General features: G+C 68.9%; 16 protein-coding genes and 1 tRNA gene. 9 read left to right on the plus strand and 8 right to left on the minus strand.

What is annotated here, in order from left to right:
• Positions 1–54 precede the first annotated feature (54 nt).
• The 4 genes from ACZ3HL_RS38720 to ACZ3HL_RS38735 are packed head-to-tail and all read right to left on the minus strand — an operon-like array spanning position 55 to position 2,500.
• Positions 55–1,203 (minus strand): hypothetical protein, encoded by a 1,149-nt coding sequence (locus ACZ3HL_RS38720; protein ID WP_465536559.1) that lies wholly within the window; start codon positions 1,201–1,203, stop codon positions 55–57.
• 38 nt (positions 1,204–1,241) lie between these two features.
• Positions 1,242–1,871, minus strand: coding sequence for a hypothetical protein (locus tag ACZ3HL_RS38725; RefSeq protein ID WP_125679756.1), 630 nt, complete (start codon positions 1,869–1,871; stop codon positions 1,242–1,244).
• Positions 1,871–2,326 (minus strand): RidA family protein, encoded by a 456-nt coding sequence (locus tag ACZ3HL_RS38730; protein ID WP_465410412.1) that lies wholly within the window; start codon positions 2,324–2,326, stop codon positions 1,871–1,873. The genes ACZ3HL_RS38725 and ACZ3HL_RS38730 overlap by 1 nt, the downstream gene beginning before the upstream one ends.
• Before the next feature lie 12 nt (positions 2,327–2,338).
• Positions 2,339–2,500, minus strand: coding sequence for a DUF4177 domain-containing protein (locus tag ACZ3HL_RS38735; RefSeq protein WP_005166970.1), 162 nt, complete (start codon positions 2,498–2,500; stop codon positions 2,339–2,341).
• Between the two features lie 129 nt (positions 2,501–2,629).
• Here ACZ3HL_RS38735 and ACZ3HL_RS38740 point away from each other — a divergent pair, with 129 nt between their 5' ends.
• From ACZ3HL_RS38740 to bagB, 4 genes are all read left to right on the plus strand, one after another.
• Positions 2,630–3,574 carry an esterase/lipase family protein gene (locus ACZ3HL_RS38740; protein WP_465410411.1) on the plus strand — a complete coding sequence of 315 codons (945 nt, stop codon included), beginning with the start codon at positions 2,630–2,632 and terminating at the stop codon, positions 3,572–3,574.
• A 237-nt stretch (positions 3,575–3,811) separates the two neighbouring features.
• On the plus strand, positions 3,812–4,060 hold the full coding sequence (locus ACZ3HL_RS38745; protein WP_465536560.1) for a hypothetical protein: 249 nt from the start codon (positions 3,812–3,814) through the stop codon (positions 4,058–4,060).
• Positions 4,061–4,082: 22 nt separating this feature from the next.
• Positions 4,083–5,087: an ATPase BagA gene (gene bagA, locus ACZ3HL_RS38750; protein ID WP_125679752.1), complete on the plus strand. Its 1,005-nt coding sequence runs from the start codon at positions 4,083–4,085 to the stop codon at positions 5,085–5,087.
• Positions 5,087–6,217: an ATPase BagB gene (gene bagB / locus ACZ3HL_RS38755; RefSeq protein ID WP_465410409.1), complete on the plus strand. Its 1,131-nt coding sequence runs from the start codon at positions 5,087–5,089 to the stop codon at positions 6,215–6,217. Before bagA ends, bagB begins: the two co-directional genes overlap by 1 nt.
• A gap of 63 nt (positions 6,218–6,280) precedes the next feature.
• Here the strand turns inward: bagB and ACZ3HL_RS38760 are convergent, their stop codons facing one another.
• Positions 6,281–6,598: a WhiB family transcriptional regulator gene (locus ACZ3HL_RS38760; RefSeq protein WP_005166974.1), complete on the minus strand. Its 318-nt coding sequence runs from the start codon at positions 6,596–6,598 to the stop codon at positions 6,281–6,283.
• A gap of 350 nt (positions 6,599–6,948) precedes the next feature.
• Between ACZ3HL_RS38760 and ACZ3HL_RS38765 the strand changes: the two genes are divergently transcribed.
• The 4 genes from ACZ3HL_RS38765 to ACZ3HL_RS38780 all read left to right on the plus strand — a co-directional run bounded on the left by ACZ3HL_RS38765 (position 6,949) and on the right by ACZ3HL_RS38780 (position 10,784).
• Positions 6,949–9,126, plus strand: coding sequence for a transglycosylase domain-containing protein (locus ACZ3HL_RS38765; protein ID WP_465410408.1), 2,178 nt, complete (start codon positions 6,949–6,951; stop codon positions 9,124–9,126).
• 67 nt (positions 9,127–9,193) lie between these two features.
• Positions 9,194–9,532 carry a hypothetical protein gene (locus ACZ3HL_RS38770; RefSeq protein WP_465536562.1) on the plus strand — a complete coding sequence of 113 codons (339 nt, stop codon included), beginning with the start codon at positions 9,194–9,196 and terminating at the stop codon, positions 9,530–9,532.
• Positions 9,533–9,754: 222 nt separating this feature from the next.
• On the plus strand, positions 9,755–10,681 hold the full coding sequence (locus ACZ3HL_RS38775) for a metallophosphoesterase (RefSeq protein WP_465411188.1): 927 nt from the start codon (positions 9,755–9,757) through the stop codon (positions 10,679–10,681).
• 29 nt (positions 10,682–10,710) lie between these two features.
• Positions 10,711–10,784 (plus strand) — tRNA-Pro (locus ACZ3HL_RS38780).
• Positions 10,785–11,313: 529 nt separating this feature from the next.
• On the opposite strand, the gene ACZ3HL_RS38785 is transcribed toward ACZ3HL_RS38780, so the two are convergent.
• Positions 11,314–12,006: a class I SAM-dependent methyltransferase gene (locus ACZ3HL_RS38785; RefSeq protein ID WP_465536564.1), complete on the minus strand. Its 693-nt coding sequence runs from the start codon at positions 12,004–12,006 to the stop codon at positions 11,314–11,316.
• A 39-nt stretch (positions 12,007–12,045) separates the two neighbouring features.
• On the opposite strand from ACZ3HL_RS38785, the gene ACZ3HL_RS38790 reads away from it, so the two are divergent.
• Positions 12,046–13,890, plus strand: a complete 1,845-nt coding sequence (locus ACZ3HL_RS38790; RefSeq protein WP_465536565.1) for a S9 family peptidase — start codon at positions 12,046–12,048, stop codon at positions 13,888–13,890.
• A 15-nt stretch (positions 13,891–13,905) separates the two neighbouring features.
• Here ACZ3HL_RS38790 and ACZ3HL_RS38795 read toward each other — a convergent pair whose 3' ends face one another.
• Both ACZ3HL_RS38795 and ACZ3HL_RS38800 read right to left on the minus strand, forming a co-directional pair.
• Positions 13,906–14,091, minus strand: coding sequence for a 2-hydroxymuconate tautomerase (locus ACZ3HL_RS38795; RefSeq protein WP_101611157.1), 186 nt, complete (start codon positions 14,089–14,091; stop codon positions 13,906–13,908).
• A 10-nt stretch (positions 14,092–14,101) separates the two neighbouring features.
• Positions 14,102–14,728, minus strand: a complete 627-nt coding sequence (locus tag ACZ3HL_RS38800; RefSeq protein WP_465536567.1) for a TIGR03085 family metal-binding protein — start codon at positions 14,726–14,728, stop codon at positions 14,102–14,104.
• Positions 14,729–14,787: the final 59 nt, after the last annotated feature.

Raw genomic sequence — 14,787 nt, forward strand, 5'->3', positions numbered from 1 at the left:
GCGATCGTTGCGCGTGCAACTACCGCATTCAGAGGACGAAACGCGTGGGGCTCGTTAAGAAGACCAGCCGCTGCTGCGCGAAGCACCGTTCAGCCGGATCTTCGCCGCTTCGGCGCGCTCCCGTTCGGCGAGCTCGGCGTGCAGCTCGCGCAGGAGCGCGCGGTCGCGCTCGCTCAGGCTGGGGTCGTCGAGGTCGAGAGCGGGCAGCTCGACGACCTCGTGCATGCTCGGCTTGCCCGTGGCGATCTCGCGGCCCTTTTCGGGGTCCTCCTTGAGCGCCTGGCGCAGCTGCGCCACCTCGGCCGGCGTCAGGTCGGCCGTGCGCTCGGCACGGGTCTCCGCCCGCGACTTGCGCGGCGGTGCCTGCTCCGACGACGTCGAGGACGACGGCGTCGCCGCGGGCGCCTGCTGCACGATCGGCACCACCGGCGCGATCGGCTCGACCGGTTCGTGAGTACTGCCGCCGACCGGCCGCAGCCCGTGCCTGCTCGGCTGCTCCTTGACCGGCTCGGGAGCCGGGGCGGGGGCGGGCGGCGGGGTCACCGGCTCGGACCGAAAGTCACTGGAGTGGGTACTCCCGGTGACCCAGACAGGACTCGCGGCCGACGACGCGGCCTGGTGGTACGCGGACCGTGCGACGCCGGGTCCCGCGACCTCGACGACCGAACGGATCCCCGCGCGGCGAAGCGCGGTGTCCACGCGGAACGCGACCGCGGGCGGGTTGCCCTCCGGGCCGATCTCGACCAGGACCACCCGTTGCGGCAGCGCGCCGGGCACGCTGCCCGCCGGCGTGTTCCGCCACACCGCGTGCACCGACCGGACGTCCGGCAGCACCTGCAGGGTGCGGTCGAGCGCCTCGACGAGGCCGAATTCGGGCTGGTTCTCACCGGTGAACCGGTGGGCGAGCACCGGCTCGTCCTCCTCGACGACCAGCAGGTCGTTCGCCAGGGTGGCGTCGGACCTGCTCATCTCGAGGACGAGCGCGAGCTCACGCTGTTCGGCCGAGCTCACCGGGATCTTCCCCGCGATCAGGGTGCCGGTGGTGAGCTCCACCGCTTCGTCGATGTGCGCACGCGCGATCAGCTCACGCGCTTCGGTCAAAGCACTGTCGTCGATACGACCCGCCAGGGCCAGTAACAGGTTGTGCAGGCGCAGGGGCACCGAGAACCCGTCCATGGGCGGGCCGTCGTGGACCTCCACCATTGCTCTGCTCCCTCCCGGCTCGCCTGGTGGAGCGAGCGTTAAGCGGCGACCAGCCGACTTCCGGTGTCCACCGCGCCCACACAGACCAGCTCGGAGTTGGCGAGCGCGGTGCGGTGATAGCCGGTGAGGTCGATGCTCGGCGGGAGAACCTCGACGCCGGGCTCCTCGTCACCCAGCACGCGCAGGACGCGCTGCAGTTCGCCGGTCAGCCTCGGCAGCCCGTTCAGCGCCGTGACCAGGAGGACTCGTTTCGCCCCACCCTCGCCGACCACACCAAGGTGTCGCCAGCTTTGCCGCACTTCACCCACATCCGGCCGTCCCCGCAACGTTGCGTGGATCAATACGGACACAGAGTCGACGGAGTTCACCCATTCGGGCGCACTCTGCGTGAATGTGTACCTGGTCTCGGTGACGTCGTCTACCCCCAGGGTGGAACTCACCTGGTGCCAGTCGGCCCCATGCGGGATCAACCCGGCGACAAGCAGGCGATACTCGGTTTGATCGAGGTCGATCCTGTGCTTAAGCAAAGACCTGGGCAGGGTCCGCGCGAGCGTGCCCATCGCGCCTTCGCCCAGCCAGTCACGGAACCGCCACAAGAGCTGGTCCGGCAGCCGTCCGGCCAGCCGGAGCAGGAGCTCGTGCGAGGACCGTTCGATGTCCGGGTCCATCACTTCACCTCCACGATCAGTTCGATCTCGACCGGTGCCCCGATCGGCAGCTCGGCGACCCCGACGGCCGAGCGGGCGTGGATCCCCGCCTCGCCGAAGATCTCGCCGAGCAGCTCGGACGCGCCGTTGATCACCGCGGGCTGACCGGTGAAGCCCTCGGCGGACGCCACGAACCCGACGACCTTGACCACCCGGACGACGTTGTCGATACCGACGACCGAGTCGACCGCGGCGAGGGCGTTGAGGATCGACGTCCGCGCGTACTGCTTCGCCTCTTCGGGGCTGACCTCGGCGCCGACCTTGCCGGTCGCTTCGAGCTCACCGGCGACGAAGGGCAGCTGCCCGGCCGTGTAGACGTGCGAACCGGTGCGGACGGCCGGCACGTAGGCCGCCAGCGGGGCGGCGACGGCTGGCAGCTCGATCCCGAGCTCGGCGAGTCGATCGCTCCAGGTCATGGCTTCAATCCCTCAGTTCTTCGCTCGTTTGAGGTAGGCGACGTGCTGCTCGCCGGTCGGGTTCGGGAGCACGGTGACGAGCTCCCAGCCGTCCTCGCCCCACTGGTCGAGGATCTGCTTGGTGGCGTGGATCAACAGGGGGACGGTCGCGTACTCCCACTTGGTGGCGCTCATGCCCGGGAGCGTAGCCAAACCGGCAAGCGCGCCCGACACACATGCGGAAAACCCTCTCGCGACCGGTTCGCCGAATTCCCGCCGATGTGGTTCACTTCACACCTACTCGGGAGTAGATAGGACGCCGACATGCGGACGACGAAGTCCCTCGCCGCCACCTTCCTGGCCGCGGCCCTTGCCCTGATCTGCGCTTCACCGGCGAACGCCGACGAGGAACTCCCCGTCCCGTGGACCCTCGCCGCCGCGCTGCCCGCCCAAGCGGCGAATCCCGGCGGCCCGCCGCCCGGCGCGAACGACTTCGGCTGCCGTCCGAGCGAGGCCCATCCGAATCCAGTGGTGCTCACCCACGGCCTCGGCGCCAACCAGACGGTGAACTGGCAGACGTTCAGCCCGCTTCTCAAGAACCAGGGGTACTGCGTCTTCTCCCTGACCTACGGGGTCCCCGGGAAGCCGCTGCCGATCTACCAGCCCGGCGGGCTGCTGCCGATGGAGCAGAGCGCGAAGGAGCTTTCGGCGTTCGTCGACAAGGTGCTCGGCGCGACCGGCGCGTCCAAGGTGGACCTCCTCGGGCATTCCGAGGGCACGCTGATGCCTTCTTATTACGTGAAGTTCCTCGGCGGTGCGTCCAAAGTGGACAAGTACGTCAGCCTGACCCCGCTCTGGGACGGCACGACCTTGTTCGGCGCCTCGCATCTGTACGCGCTCGCCGTCGCATTGGGGCTAGCGCCCGGGTTCAACGGCATCCTCGATCCCGCCTGCGGCTCGTGCCGCCAGTTCCTGCGCGGCTCGGAATTCCTCACGAAGCTGCGGTCGGGCAACGGCGTCTTCCAGCCGGGCGTGACCTACACGAACATCATGACCCGTTACGACGAGGCCGTCGTCCCGTACACGAGCGGGATGGGCAAGGGGCCGAACGTGAAGAACATCGTGCTTCAGGACAGCTGCGTGCTGGATCTGGCCGAGCACGCCGGCGTCGCCGCCGACAAGAACGCGGCCGGGCACGTCCTCAACGCGCTCGACCCTGCGCACGCGAAGCCGGTCCCCTGCGTGCCCGCGACCCCCGTCGGCTCGTGAGTGGTTGGGGCCGTTAGCGCCAAGGGCGGCTTAGGTACCTACCGCCAGTGCGCGAGCGGCGGTTTCGCGTGTCTGGATGGACGACACGCGTGATCAGACTGACGACACACGGCGGAACCGCGGCCGCGGTCGTGTCGTCCGGTCAATCACGTGACATCACCGGTCAAGTCTCGTGAGTGGTAAGGACGGTTCTAACCGTCCTTACCACTCACGAGCCCACGCGCTAACGTCACCCGCGTGGAGACCTGGCGCATCGTCGCGACCGTCCTGCTCGCCGCGGCCGGGCTGCCGCTGGTGCTGGTCCTGATGGCCAAGGCACGGGACCGCACGGACAGCTCGGGGACGGTCGCGACGACCGGCGCCGTGGCCTTCGTCGTCCTCCTGCTGCTCGGTGTGGTGATGCTCACGGTGCTGCCCGGAGCTTTGACCTGGACTCTTCTGGGACTGGTCGTGGCCGCGCTCGGCGTCATGATGCTGGCGAGCTGATCGCTCAATTAGGGTGGGGCCGGTGAGCACATCCCTTGCCGGCTGGACCGACGAACTCGCGAGAGCCAGGCTGCATTTCGTCACCGGTAAGGGCGGGACGGGCAAGACCACGCTCGCCGCCTCCCTCGGCCTCGCGCTCGCCAAAGGCGGGCGCCGCGTGCTGCTGATCGAGGTCGAGGGCCGCCAGGGCATCGCCCAGCTCTTCGACACCGAGCCGCTGCCGTACGCCGAACAGCGCATCGCGGCCGTCCCCGGCGGCGGCGAACTGCGCGCCCTGCACATCGACGTCGAGGCCGCGCTGCTCGAATACTTCGAGATGTTCTACAACCTCGGCTTCGCGGGGCGGACGCTGCGGCGGATGGGCGCGATCGAGTTCGCGACCACGCTCGCGCCGGGTCTGCGCGACGTCCTGCTCACCGGGAAGATCAAGGAATGCGTCGGCCGCACCGAATCGGACGGCCGCCACACCTACGACGCCGTCGTCGTCGACTCGCCGCCCACCGGCCGGGTCGTGAAGTTCCTCGACGTCACCAAGGCACTGACCGATCTCGCCAAGACCGGCCCGATCCGCGGCCAGGCCGACGGCGTCGTGCGGCTGCTGCACTCCGGTGAGACCGCGGTCCACCTGGTGACGCTGCTCGAAGAGATGCCGGTGCGGGAGACCGTCGAAGCCGTCGCCGAACTCGACGGCGCCGACCTGCGTCCCGGCGCGGTCCTGGTCAACCGGGTCCGCCCGCCGCGCCTGCCCGCCCGTTCGGTGACCGCCGCCGCGGACGGCCGCGTCGACGCCTCGCGCGTCCGCGCCGGGCTCGCGTCGGCCGGGCTGAACCTTCCCGACAGCACCCTCGACGCGCTGGTCGAGGAGACCGTCGAGCACGCCGTGCGGGTCGCGGCCGAACAGCGCGCCCGCGAGCAACTGTCGGAAGCGGACTTGCCGGGCCTCGAACTGCCGGATCTGACCGACGGGGTCGACGTCGCGGCGCTCTACGACCTCGCCGAGGCGCTGACCGAGCAGGGGGTGCGCTGATGTCGGACATCCTGGAGGTCGACAAGCTGATCGACGATCCGGAAAGCCGGGTCATCGTGTGCTGCGGTTCCGGCGGGGTCGGCAAGACGACCACCGCGGCGGCGCTGGCGCTTCGCGCGGCCGAACGCGGGCGGCAGACGGTGGTGCTCACCATCGACCCGGCGCGGCGGCTGGCGCAGGCGCTCGGCCTGCGCGAACTGGGCAACCACCCGAAGCAGGTGCAGGTCGAAGGGTTCGAGCCCAAGGGCGAGCTCTGGGCGATGATGCTCGACATGCGCCGCACCTTCGACGACATGGTGCGCGTGCACGCCGGCCCGGAACGCGCCGAGCAGCTGCTCCAGAACCCCTTCTACCAGACCATTTCCACGTCGTTCTCCGGAACGCAGGAGTACATGGCGATGGAGAAGCTCGGGCAGCTCGCGGCCACCGACGAATGGGATCTGATCATCGTCGACACGCCGCCGAGCCGGTCCGCACTGGACTTCCTCGACGCGCCGACGCGGCTTTCGAGCGCGCTCGACGGCCGGATGATCCGGCTGCTCACCGGTCCGGCCAAGGCGGGCGGCTGGGGCTTGCGCAAGGTCGTCAACGCCGGGTTCTCGATGTTCGCGAAGGCGGTCTCGACGATCATCGGCGGCCAGCTGCTGACCGACGCTTCGGCGTTCATGCAGGCCTTCGACAGCATGTTCGGCGGGTTCCGCGAACGCGCGCGCAAAACCTCCGAGCTGCTGCGGTCCGGTGGGACGTCGTTCCTCGTGGTGGCCGCGCCGGAGCCGGACGCGCTGCGCGAGGCGTCCTACTTCGTGGAGCGGCTCTCGGAGGAGAGCATGCCGCTGGCCGGGCTGGTCGCGAACCGGACGCATCCGGTGCTGGCGCCGTTGTCCAGCGCCGAAGCCATCGCGGCCGCCGAGCAGCTCGCGAAGGGCGAGTCCAGCGCTCCGCTGGCCGAAGCCGTCCTTCGCCTGCACGCGGACCGGGTCGCGCTGGCCGACCGGGAGACGCGGCTGCTCGCCAGGTTCACGCGGGCGCATCCCGAGGTCCCGCTGGTGCGGGTGCCCGCGCTCCCCAGTGACGTGCACGATCTCGAAGGCCTGCGCGACATCGGAACCAGGCTGGCCACCCAGTCCTGAGTTCCCGTGAAGGACCCCTTCCCTACCTTGGACTCAGGGAAGGGGCCGTTCACGAAACCATGATCACGAGACTCGGACGCGTACGTCTTCCTCTTCGTCGATCCCGGTGAAACTGCGCTTCGCCGCTTCAAGCAGGTCCGCCCAGCTGGAAACGTCCGGCCGCCGCCGCAGCAGCGCCCGCCGTTCCCGTTCGGTCATACCTCCCCAGATGCCGAAGTTGATCCGGCCATCGAGCGCTTCGGCGAGGCACTCCGTCCTGACCGGGCAACCGAGGCAGACCGCCTTGGCCCGGTTCTGTTCCGCCCCCCGGACGAACAAACCGTCCGGATCGGTGTCGCGGCACGACGCATTGACTCGCCAGCTCGACTGGTTGGTTTCCATACCCCCAGCTCCCTACCCTGGTGTTCGACACACCACGGGGGGACGAAAAGCCTGCGCTCCTGCCCCCATGAGCGTGTCTCCCTGTGTGCTCACGTCGGTTGAGCCGGCACCTCCCCGGTGCCGGTGCCTCCGTTCGGCCGAATGCGACTGCCGCTCGCACTCACCCGTCTGTCGGCTTTTTCATACGTGAGACGTTGACGGACTGTAGGGGCCCTCGGTTCCCCCCGCCAAGCCCTAGAATGCCTGCCGTTACCGAAAGTCACCTCATGGGGTCGATTTCGTGACCGGATACCCACTTACAGCGAGGTGACGTCACGGTGGGCTAACGGGATCCGCGTACCCTGGTCCGCGTGCGCAAAACAGACGGTCTGCTGAAGCTCATTGGCCTGTGTGTGCTCGCGGGGGTGCTGGTCGCGGGGATGTTGTTCCCGGTGGCGGGTGCCGCGGGGGTGCTGTCGAACCAGGCGAGCGAAACCGTCGACAAGACATCTTCGGATCTGGCGGACATCCCGCCGCCGTTGGTGACGACGATCACCGACAACACCGGTAAGCAGATCGCGACGCTGTACAAGCAGTTCCGCATCCCGACGAGCGAGACACAGATCAACGACGCCATGAAGTGGGCGCTGATCTCGGTCGAGGACAAACGCTTCTACGAGCACAACGGGGTGGACTGGAAGGGCACGCTGCGCGCCGCGGTCAGCAACAGCACCGGCGGGGACACGCAGGGCGCGTCGACGCTGACCCAGCAGTACGTCAAGAACTATCTGATCAACGTCGTCTACCGGGACGACAAGCCGGGGCAGAAGCGCGCACAGGAGCAGTCGGTCGCCCGGAAGCTGAAGGAAGCCCGGATCGCCATCCAGCTGGAAACCAAGCTGAACAAGATGCAGATCCTGACCGGCTACCTGAACGTGGTCGAGTTCTCGCGCGAGATCTACGGCGTCGGCGCGGCCGCGAACGCGTACTTCAACACTCCCGTCGAGAAGCTCACGGTGCCGCAGGCGGCGCTGCTGGCCGGCCTGGTGAACAACCCGATCGTCAACGACCCGTGGAAGAACCCCGCGAAGGCGACCGAGCGCCGGAACCTGGTGCTGGACCGCATGGTGGACAACCAGAAGCTCGCGAAGGTGGACGCGGAACGTTTCAAGGCCGAGCCGCTCGGCGTCGTCGAAGGCGGCCCGCAGAAGCCCGCCTCGAACTGCACCGGCGCCGGTCCGGAGAACGGTTTCTTCTGCCAGTACGTCGAGGACTATCTCCTCAAGTCCGGGATGACGAAGGACGATCTCTACACCGGCGGCTACCAGATCAAGACCACTTTGGACGAACGGGCGAACCACGAGGCCAAGATGTCGGCCGAAGCCCAGGTCAAGAAGACCCAGGACAACGTCGCGAACACGCTCTCGCTCGTGAAGCCGGGCAAGCAACGGCACGAAGTCGTGGCACTGGCGGCGAACCGTGACTACGGGCTCCACGAAGACCAGGGACAGACGACCTTCGCGCTGCCTTCCGGCGTCTACAACACCGCGGGCGCCGGTTCCGCCTACAAGGTCTTCACCGCCGCCGCGGCTCTGGAAGCCGGCGTGGCGGGGATCAACAGCTCACTCCCAGTGCCCGACCTCTACGTGTCCCATGTGTTCGCTGGTGGCCCGAAGCGCTGTCCCGCGGCTCCCCGCCCCCCCGCAGGGCCAGGTGGTAACTGGTACTGCGTCGGCAACGCGGGTGACTACAACCCGGCGGGCGGGGCCATGTCGATGCAGCAGGCGCTGGCGACTTCGCCGAACACCGCGTTCGTGAACCTCGAGGACAGGCTCGGGAGCACCGGCCCGGTCGTGGAGATGGCCCGCAAGCTGGGCATGCGCGAAACCATGGCCAGCAACCGAGGCGGCGGCACCGTCGACCCGAACTCCAAAGACGACGCGGTCAACGTCAACCAGCTCCAGGCGTACGGGCCGAAGCCGGGCTGGGCCGGATCCGGTGCCTTCACCCTCGGCGTGAGCCCACTGTCGGGCCTGGAGCTGGCGAACGTCGGAGCCACGATCATGAGCGGCGGGGTCTGGTGCCCGCCGACCCCGCTGGCGAGTGTCACCGACCGGGACGGGAAGCCGGTCCCGGTCAAGGAGGCCGCTTGCGAACAGGTGGTGCCCGAAGGCCTCGCCAACACGCTCGCGGTCGGTATGAGCAAGGACAGCCAACCCGGCGGGACGTCGTTCGGCGCCGCGAGCGGTGCCAAGTGGAACCGGCCGGTGATCGGCAAGACCGGGACCACGCAGAACAACGGCGCCGGGTCGTACCTTGGGGCCACTCCGCAGCTTGCGGGCGCGGCGATGGTGTTCCGTCCGAAGGGCGGAAGTGGCGGTCTCTGTTACCTCGGCCCAGGCAACGTCTCCACTCGCGGCTGCGAAAACATGTGGGGCGGTAAGACACCGGCGCAGACCTGGTTCGGGGCGATGTCGAAGATCCTGGAAGGCCAGGAAGCGCTGCCGCTGCCGCAGCCGGACCCGAAGTACATGGGCGGCGGTCGCTGACCCCCAGCTGACATGCCGAGCCCTGCTCCGGTCGACTTTCGCCGACAGCCAACGCGAAGAGGTTGATGTGACCGGCGCAGGGCTCGTCTACGTTCCCGCGTTCATCTTGTCCATCTACCTCGCCGGCCGGTCGTACCCGACGCGGCGCACCGAGATCTTCGCTCTCTCGGCCCATTCGCTCGTATCCGCCGCCTTGGTGACGGGGCTCGGCGTAGCTTCCGTCAGCCACGGAGAGACCGGCCTCGTCGGACTGTGGTTGACGATCTTCGGCCCCGGCGCCGCCATCGCCCTGTGCCGCCTCGTTGTCGTACTGTGGCATCTGGTCGCCGGAGCCGGCGACCCGCGAACATTAGTCATGTTCACCAGCGCGAATCACGATGTGTTACCCACTTCTAACTTTGAGTGAGCAGCTAGGGGCCTAACGGGGAACAGCGGTCGACGGGACCGTGTCGGTCGATCGCGACACCCCGCGCCGACCACGGAAAGTGAAGAAAAGAGGCCATTCCAGCGATTTACCGAGATCGCCGGAATGGGGGCGAACGATCACCACCGGAGAGCACGTAAACTGGACATTGTGAGCACGCTCAGTAACGAAAGCACTTCGGGGGCGACGGTACGGCGCTTGGCCGTGGGAACCGTCGCCCTGGGAGCCGCGACCCTCGGTTACGCGGCCGGTATCGAAAGGCGCCGGTGGACGCTTCGCACCGCGGAGCTCCCGGTCCTCGCGGCAGGGGCGAAACCCTTCACGATCCTCCACATCTCTGACCTGCACATGCTGCCCGGTCACGTGAGCAAGCAACGCTGGGTAGCGGCGCTCGACGAACTCGACCCGGACCTCGTCGTCAACACCGGTGACAACCTGTCACATCACCAGGCGGTCCCCTCGGTGCTGCGCGCTCTCGGCCCTCTGCTCGAACGGCCCGGCGTGTTCATCTTCGGCAGCAACGACTACTACGCGCCGAAACCGAAGAACCCGGCGCGCTACCTCATGCCGAAGGGCAAGAAGAAGCGCATCCACGGCGAGCACCTGCCGTGGCGCGACCTCCGCGCGGCCTTCGTGGAGCACGGCTGGCACGACCTCACCCACGTCCGCCGCACCATCGAGGTCGCCGACCAGTACGTGTTCACCGCCGGCGTCGACGACGCGCACCTCCACCGCGACCGCTACGCCGACATCGCCGGCCCGGTGGACACCGCGGCCGCCGTCCGCATCGGCGTCACGCACTCGCCGGAGCCCCGCGTCCTCGACGAGTTCGCCGGCGACGGCTACGACCTCGTCCTCGCGGGGCACACCCACGGCGGACAGCTCCGCGTCCCCGGCTACGGCGCGCTCGTCACAAACTGCGAACTCGACCGCACCCGCGCCCGCGGCGCGTCCCGCTGGGGCGCCCAGATGTGGCTTCACGTCTCCGCCGGGCTGGGCACCTCGCCGTACGCTCCCATCCGCTTCGCGTGCCCGCCCGAGGCGAGCCTGCTGACCCTCGTCCCACGGGGTACGACCAGCGACAATCGCCGGAACGCGGCCCCCCGCAAAGCCCGGAACACCGTCCGCTAGACTTCTCCACGACCCGTTAAGCAGTACCCCGGGGTGTGGCGCAGCTTGGTAGCGTGCCTCGTTCGGGTCGAGGAGGTCGTGGGTTCGAATCCCGCCACCCCGACGTTGGATCGAAAGAGCCTTGCTCGCTTTGGTGAGCAAGGCTCTTTCGCGTTGCGCGTCTTGGGCGTCTTCAAGGCCTCCTTTGAGACGCTCGATGCCCCAAAAGCCCCCTTCAGGACATGGATCCCGTCGCCCCGAGCCAACCGGAGCGCAAGCGGCCCGCCCACCAGGCAGCCCCCGCCGCTCCCAGGGGGGCGACCCCGGGTCCAGCGTATCGTCGAGGGGCGTCGGGACCGGGCGAAAGCGGGGGCGGCGGGGGTGGTTGTCCACAACGGCGGGTGGGTGTGGACAACCGAAGGGGTGCGTCGGCATCGGGGGTCTCCAATGTGGCATTGGGGACACTGAGTGTCTCCAATGCCACATTGGGGGCACCGGCGCTGAAGCCGAACCACCGGAGAGCAAGCGGCAGCGGAGCGAAAGCACCGAAGAGCAAGCGGCAGCGGAGCGAAAGCACCGAAGAGCAAGCGGCAGCGGAGCGAAAGCACCGAAGAGCAAGCCGAAGCACCGAAGCACCGAAGGCGAGAAGGCGATCAGCGGGTCGCGAGCAGTTCGGTCCAGCATTGGGCGAAATCCCCATCCCCCGAGCGCGCCCACGACCAGGCCGAGCGGGCCGCCGAAGCGAGCTGGTCGCGATCCGGGGTCGTCGCGGTTTCCAGCGCCGTCACCAGACGCGCCTCCACGGAAGTCGCCAGCGCCCGGTATGTCGTATCCGTGCGGTAGCGGATTTTCGTTCGCACGTCGGCGAAACCGGCGGCCGTGACCGCGGCGGGCAGCGAGCGCCCGGCGAACGGGTCACCGCCAGCGCGGCGGCACAGCAGATAGTGGCCGCGGAGGGCGGCGTCGACGTTCGCCGTCTTCGGCCGCAGCCGCGCCCGGCTCCAGTCCGATGTGGACAGTGCGAGCGTGCCGCCCGGCTTGAGGATCCGCCGGAATTCCGCCAGCGCGGCGCCCGGTTCCCTCAGCTGCTCGAAGACGGCGTGCGCGAAGACCACGTCCACCGAAGCCTCGGCGAACGGCAGCGCGCACGCCTCCGCCAGCAAAAAGTCCACTGTGGACTTTCTGTGCCCGTTGTCGATACCGAGGGTGATCGAACCCGGCCCGCAGCCGACGTCGACGCACCCCATCCCCGGCCCGAACAGCGGTTGCGCGAACACGGCCCGTTCGACCGCCTGACGCGCGAACCGCGCGGACACCGCGGCGCGCGGCGCGTTTCCCTCCAGCACCCCGCACACAGTACGGCTCTCCAGTGGCAGGATCGAGGGGTGAGCACGCAGCCAGGCAATGAATATCCGCCCGCGGCGGTCCCGGACCGCCTGTTCGACGACGCCGAAGCCGAGGCCAGGTGGCGGGCACGCTTCCGCGCGCCGCGCATCTCGGTGCCCGAATGGGCCATCGACGCCCCGGACGCCAACGTCTACGTCTCCAACGCCAGCGGCGTGTGGGAGGTCTACTCCTGGGACCGGGCGACCGGCGAGCACCGCCGCGTCACCGACCGGCCGAACGGCACCATGCACGCGACCCCGTCCCCCGACGGCCGCTGGATCTGGTGGTTCAACGACACCGACGGCGACGAGTTCGGCTCCTGGGTCCGCGAGCCGTTCGCGCCGGGGGCCGCCGCGGAACGCGCGGTGCCGGACGTCCACGACGGCTACCCCGCCGGGCTCGAGATCGGCACCAAGGTGGTCGCCGTCGGCGTCTCGACCGACGACGGAACCGAACTTTTCGCCCATATCGACGGCGAAACCACGTCCTTCTACAAGCACGAGGACGACGCCGGGATCGCCTCGCTGTCCCGCGACGAGTCGCTGCTCGTGATCTCCCACTCCGAGCACGGTGATTCACGACACCCTGCGCTGCGCGTCCTGTCGACCGACGGCTTCACGACGGTCGCCGACAAATGGGACGGCGAAGGCAAAGGCCTCGGCGCACTCGAGTACTCGCCGGTCGCCGGCGATCAGCGCTTGCTGGTGCTGCACGAGCGGCGCGGTCGCGAAGAACTGCTGATCTGGGACACCGCCGCGGACACCGAGCAGGAGATCGAACTGGACCTGCCCGGCGAGGTGGTCGCCGGCTGGTACCCGGACGCGCGGGCGCTGCTGGTCGTCCACTTCCACCAAGGCCGCAGTTCCCTGCACCGCTACGACCTCGCCAGCGGCGAATTGTCCTCTTTGGACACCCCGCCCGGGCGGATCGGCGGCGCGGGGGTGCGGCCCGACGGCACCGTCGAGTACTCGTGGTCCAGTGCCGCGCAGCCGACGGCCGTGCGCGCGCGGACGGCGGACGGCGAAGACTCGGTGCTCCTCGAACCGCCGGGCGAGCGCGCTCCGGGATCGGCACCGGTCACCGACGCGTTCGTCGACGGGATCGGCGGGCAGATCCACGCGCTCGTCTCACATCCGGCCGACGCGCCGGAAGGTCCGCTGCCCACGGTTTTCTCCTTGCACGGCGGGCCGCATTCGGCCGACGAGGACCGCTTCTCCGCGTACCGCGCGGTGTGGCTCGACGCGGGATTCGCCGTCGTCGAGGTCAACTACCGCGGTTCGACCGGCTACGGCTCGGCCTGGCGTGACGCCATCGAAGGCCGTCCCGGCCTGACCGAGCTCGAAGACGTCGCCGCCGTCCACGACTGGGCTGTCCAAAGTGGACTTTCGGACCCGGAGAAGTGCGTGGTGAACGGCGCTTCGTGGGGCGGGTACCTGAGCCTGCTGGCGCTGGGCACACAGCCGGCGCGCTGGGCGGCGGGGATCGCCGGAGTGCCGGTCGCGGACTACGTCGCCGCGTACGAGGACGAAATGGAGCAGCTACGCTCGTTCGACAGGGCGCTGTTCGGCGGTTCGCCGGAGACGGTGCCGGCCGTGTACCGGGAATGCTCGCCGATCACCTACGTCGAAGCCGTGACGGCGCCGGTGCTGGTGCTCGCCGGGGACAACGACCCGCGCTGCCCGATCCGGCAGGTCGAGAACTACCTCGACCGGCTCGCGAAGCGGGAGATCCCGTTCGAGTTCTACCGGTTCGACGCGGGCCACGGGTCGCTGGTGATCGCCGAGACGATCAAGCAGACCGCGATCGAGGTGTTCTTCGCGCAGCGGGCGGTCGGGCTTCGCTGACACCGGCGAGCGGGGTCAGCGCTCGGAGAAGAGAGTCCCGCCGGACGCCCAGTGTTCGGCGGGAATCTCGTTGATCGTCACCCAAACACCTTCGGCTTTGCCGCCGCAGGTGCGGACGAAGGCGTCGGTCACCTCGCGTACGAGGGCCTGCTTCTGTTCGGCCGTGCGGCCGGGGAACATCGAAACACTGATCATCGGCATGGCCGGAACTCTAAAGGCCGCGGTCGTGCTTCCGGAGCCTGTCCACCGCGTAGGCGTCACCCTCGAAGGTGAGACGGACGGCGTCGCGGCCGAAGACGAACAGCAGCAGCTCGATCGGCGCGCCGATCACGGTCACCGTGTCCGGGCCTTCCTTCACCCGCGCTTCGCGACCTTCGGGGGTCTTCAGGATCACGCCGACCGGTGATTTCCGCAGGTTCAGCTTCGAGGCCTGCTTGGCCGACTTCCACGCCGCCGCGTCCCGCGCGGAGTCCGCCGGACGCGGTTCCCAGCCGGGCTGTCCTCGGCGGACGTCCTCATGGTGGATCAGGAACTCCGCGCTGTTCGCCAGCTCGTCGAGCGCGCCGATCGACGTCGGCCAGAACCAGGCGGGGCCGGACCGGACCTTGCCGACGACCTCGGACCACGGCCGCGCGGCATAGGTGTCCTGCACTCGCTGCGTGTACGACGCCAGCGCCGGGACCAGGATGCCGGGCGCCGCGTCGGGCCGCCGCTCGCGGACGAGCAGATGCGCCGCGAGATCCCGCGTCTTCCAGCCCGCGCACAGGGTCGGCGCGTCCGGGCCGACCTCTTCGAAAAGCTCGCTCAACGCACGACGTTCGTCTCCGGCGACTCCCATACCCCACGACGTTACGCGCCGGTAGGGCGCGGGGAAATCCGGCGTGACGCAGGGCACCC

Source organism: Amycolatopsis sp. NPDC000009 (assembly GCF_055563465.1).

Bases quoted from the DNA above. Each gene is read 5' to 3' on its own strand.
- ACZ3HL_RS38720 (WP_465536559.1), bottom strand. From the start codon at position 1,203: ATGGTGGAGGTCCACGACGGCCCGCCCATGGACGGGTTCTCGGTGCCC.
- ACZ3HL_RS38725 (WP_125679756.1), bottom strand. From the start codon at position 1,871: ATGGACCCGGACATCGAACGGTCCTCGCACGAGCTCCTGCTCCGGCTG.
- ACZ3HL_RS38730 (WP_465410412.1), bottom strand. From the start codon at position 2,326: ATGACCTGGAGCGATCGACTCGCCGAGCTCGGGATCGAGCTGCCAGCC.
- ACZ3HL_RS38735 (WP_005166970.1), bottom strand. From the start codon at position 2,500: ATGAGCGCCACCAAGTGGGAGTACGCGACCGTCCCCCTGTTGATCCAC.
- ACZ3HL_RS38740 (WP_465410411.1), top strand. From the start codon at position 2,630: ATGCGGACGACGAAGTCCCTCGCCGCCACCTTCCTGGCCGCGGCCCTT.
- bagB (WP_465410409.1), top strand. From the start codon at position 5,087: ATGTCGGACATCCTGGAGGTCGACAAGCTGATCGACGATCCGGAAAGC.
- ACZ3HL_RS38760 (WP_005166974.1), bottom strand. From the start codon at position 6,598: ATGGAAACCAACCAGTCGAGCTGGCGAGTCAATGCGTCGTGCCGCGAC.
- ACZ3HL_RS38795 (WP_101611157.1), bottom strand. From the start codon at position 14,091: ATGCCGATGATCAGTGTTTCGATGTTCCCCGGCCGCACGGCCGAACAG.
- ACZ3HL_RS38800 (WP_465536567.1), bottom strand. From the start codon at position 14,728: ATGGGAGTCGCCGGAGACGAACGTCGTGCGTTGAGCGAGCTTTTCGAA.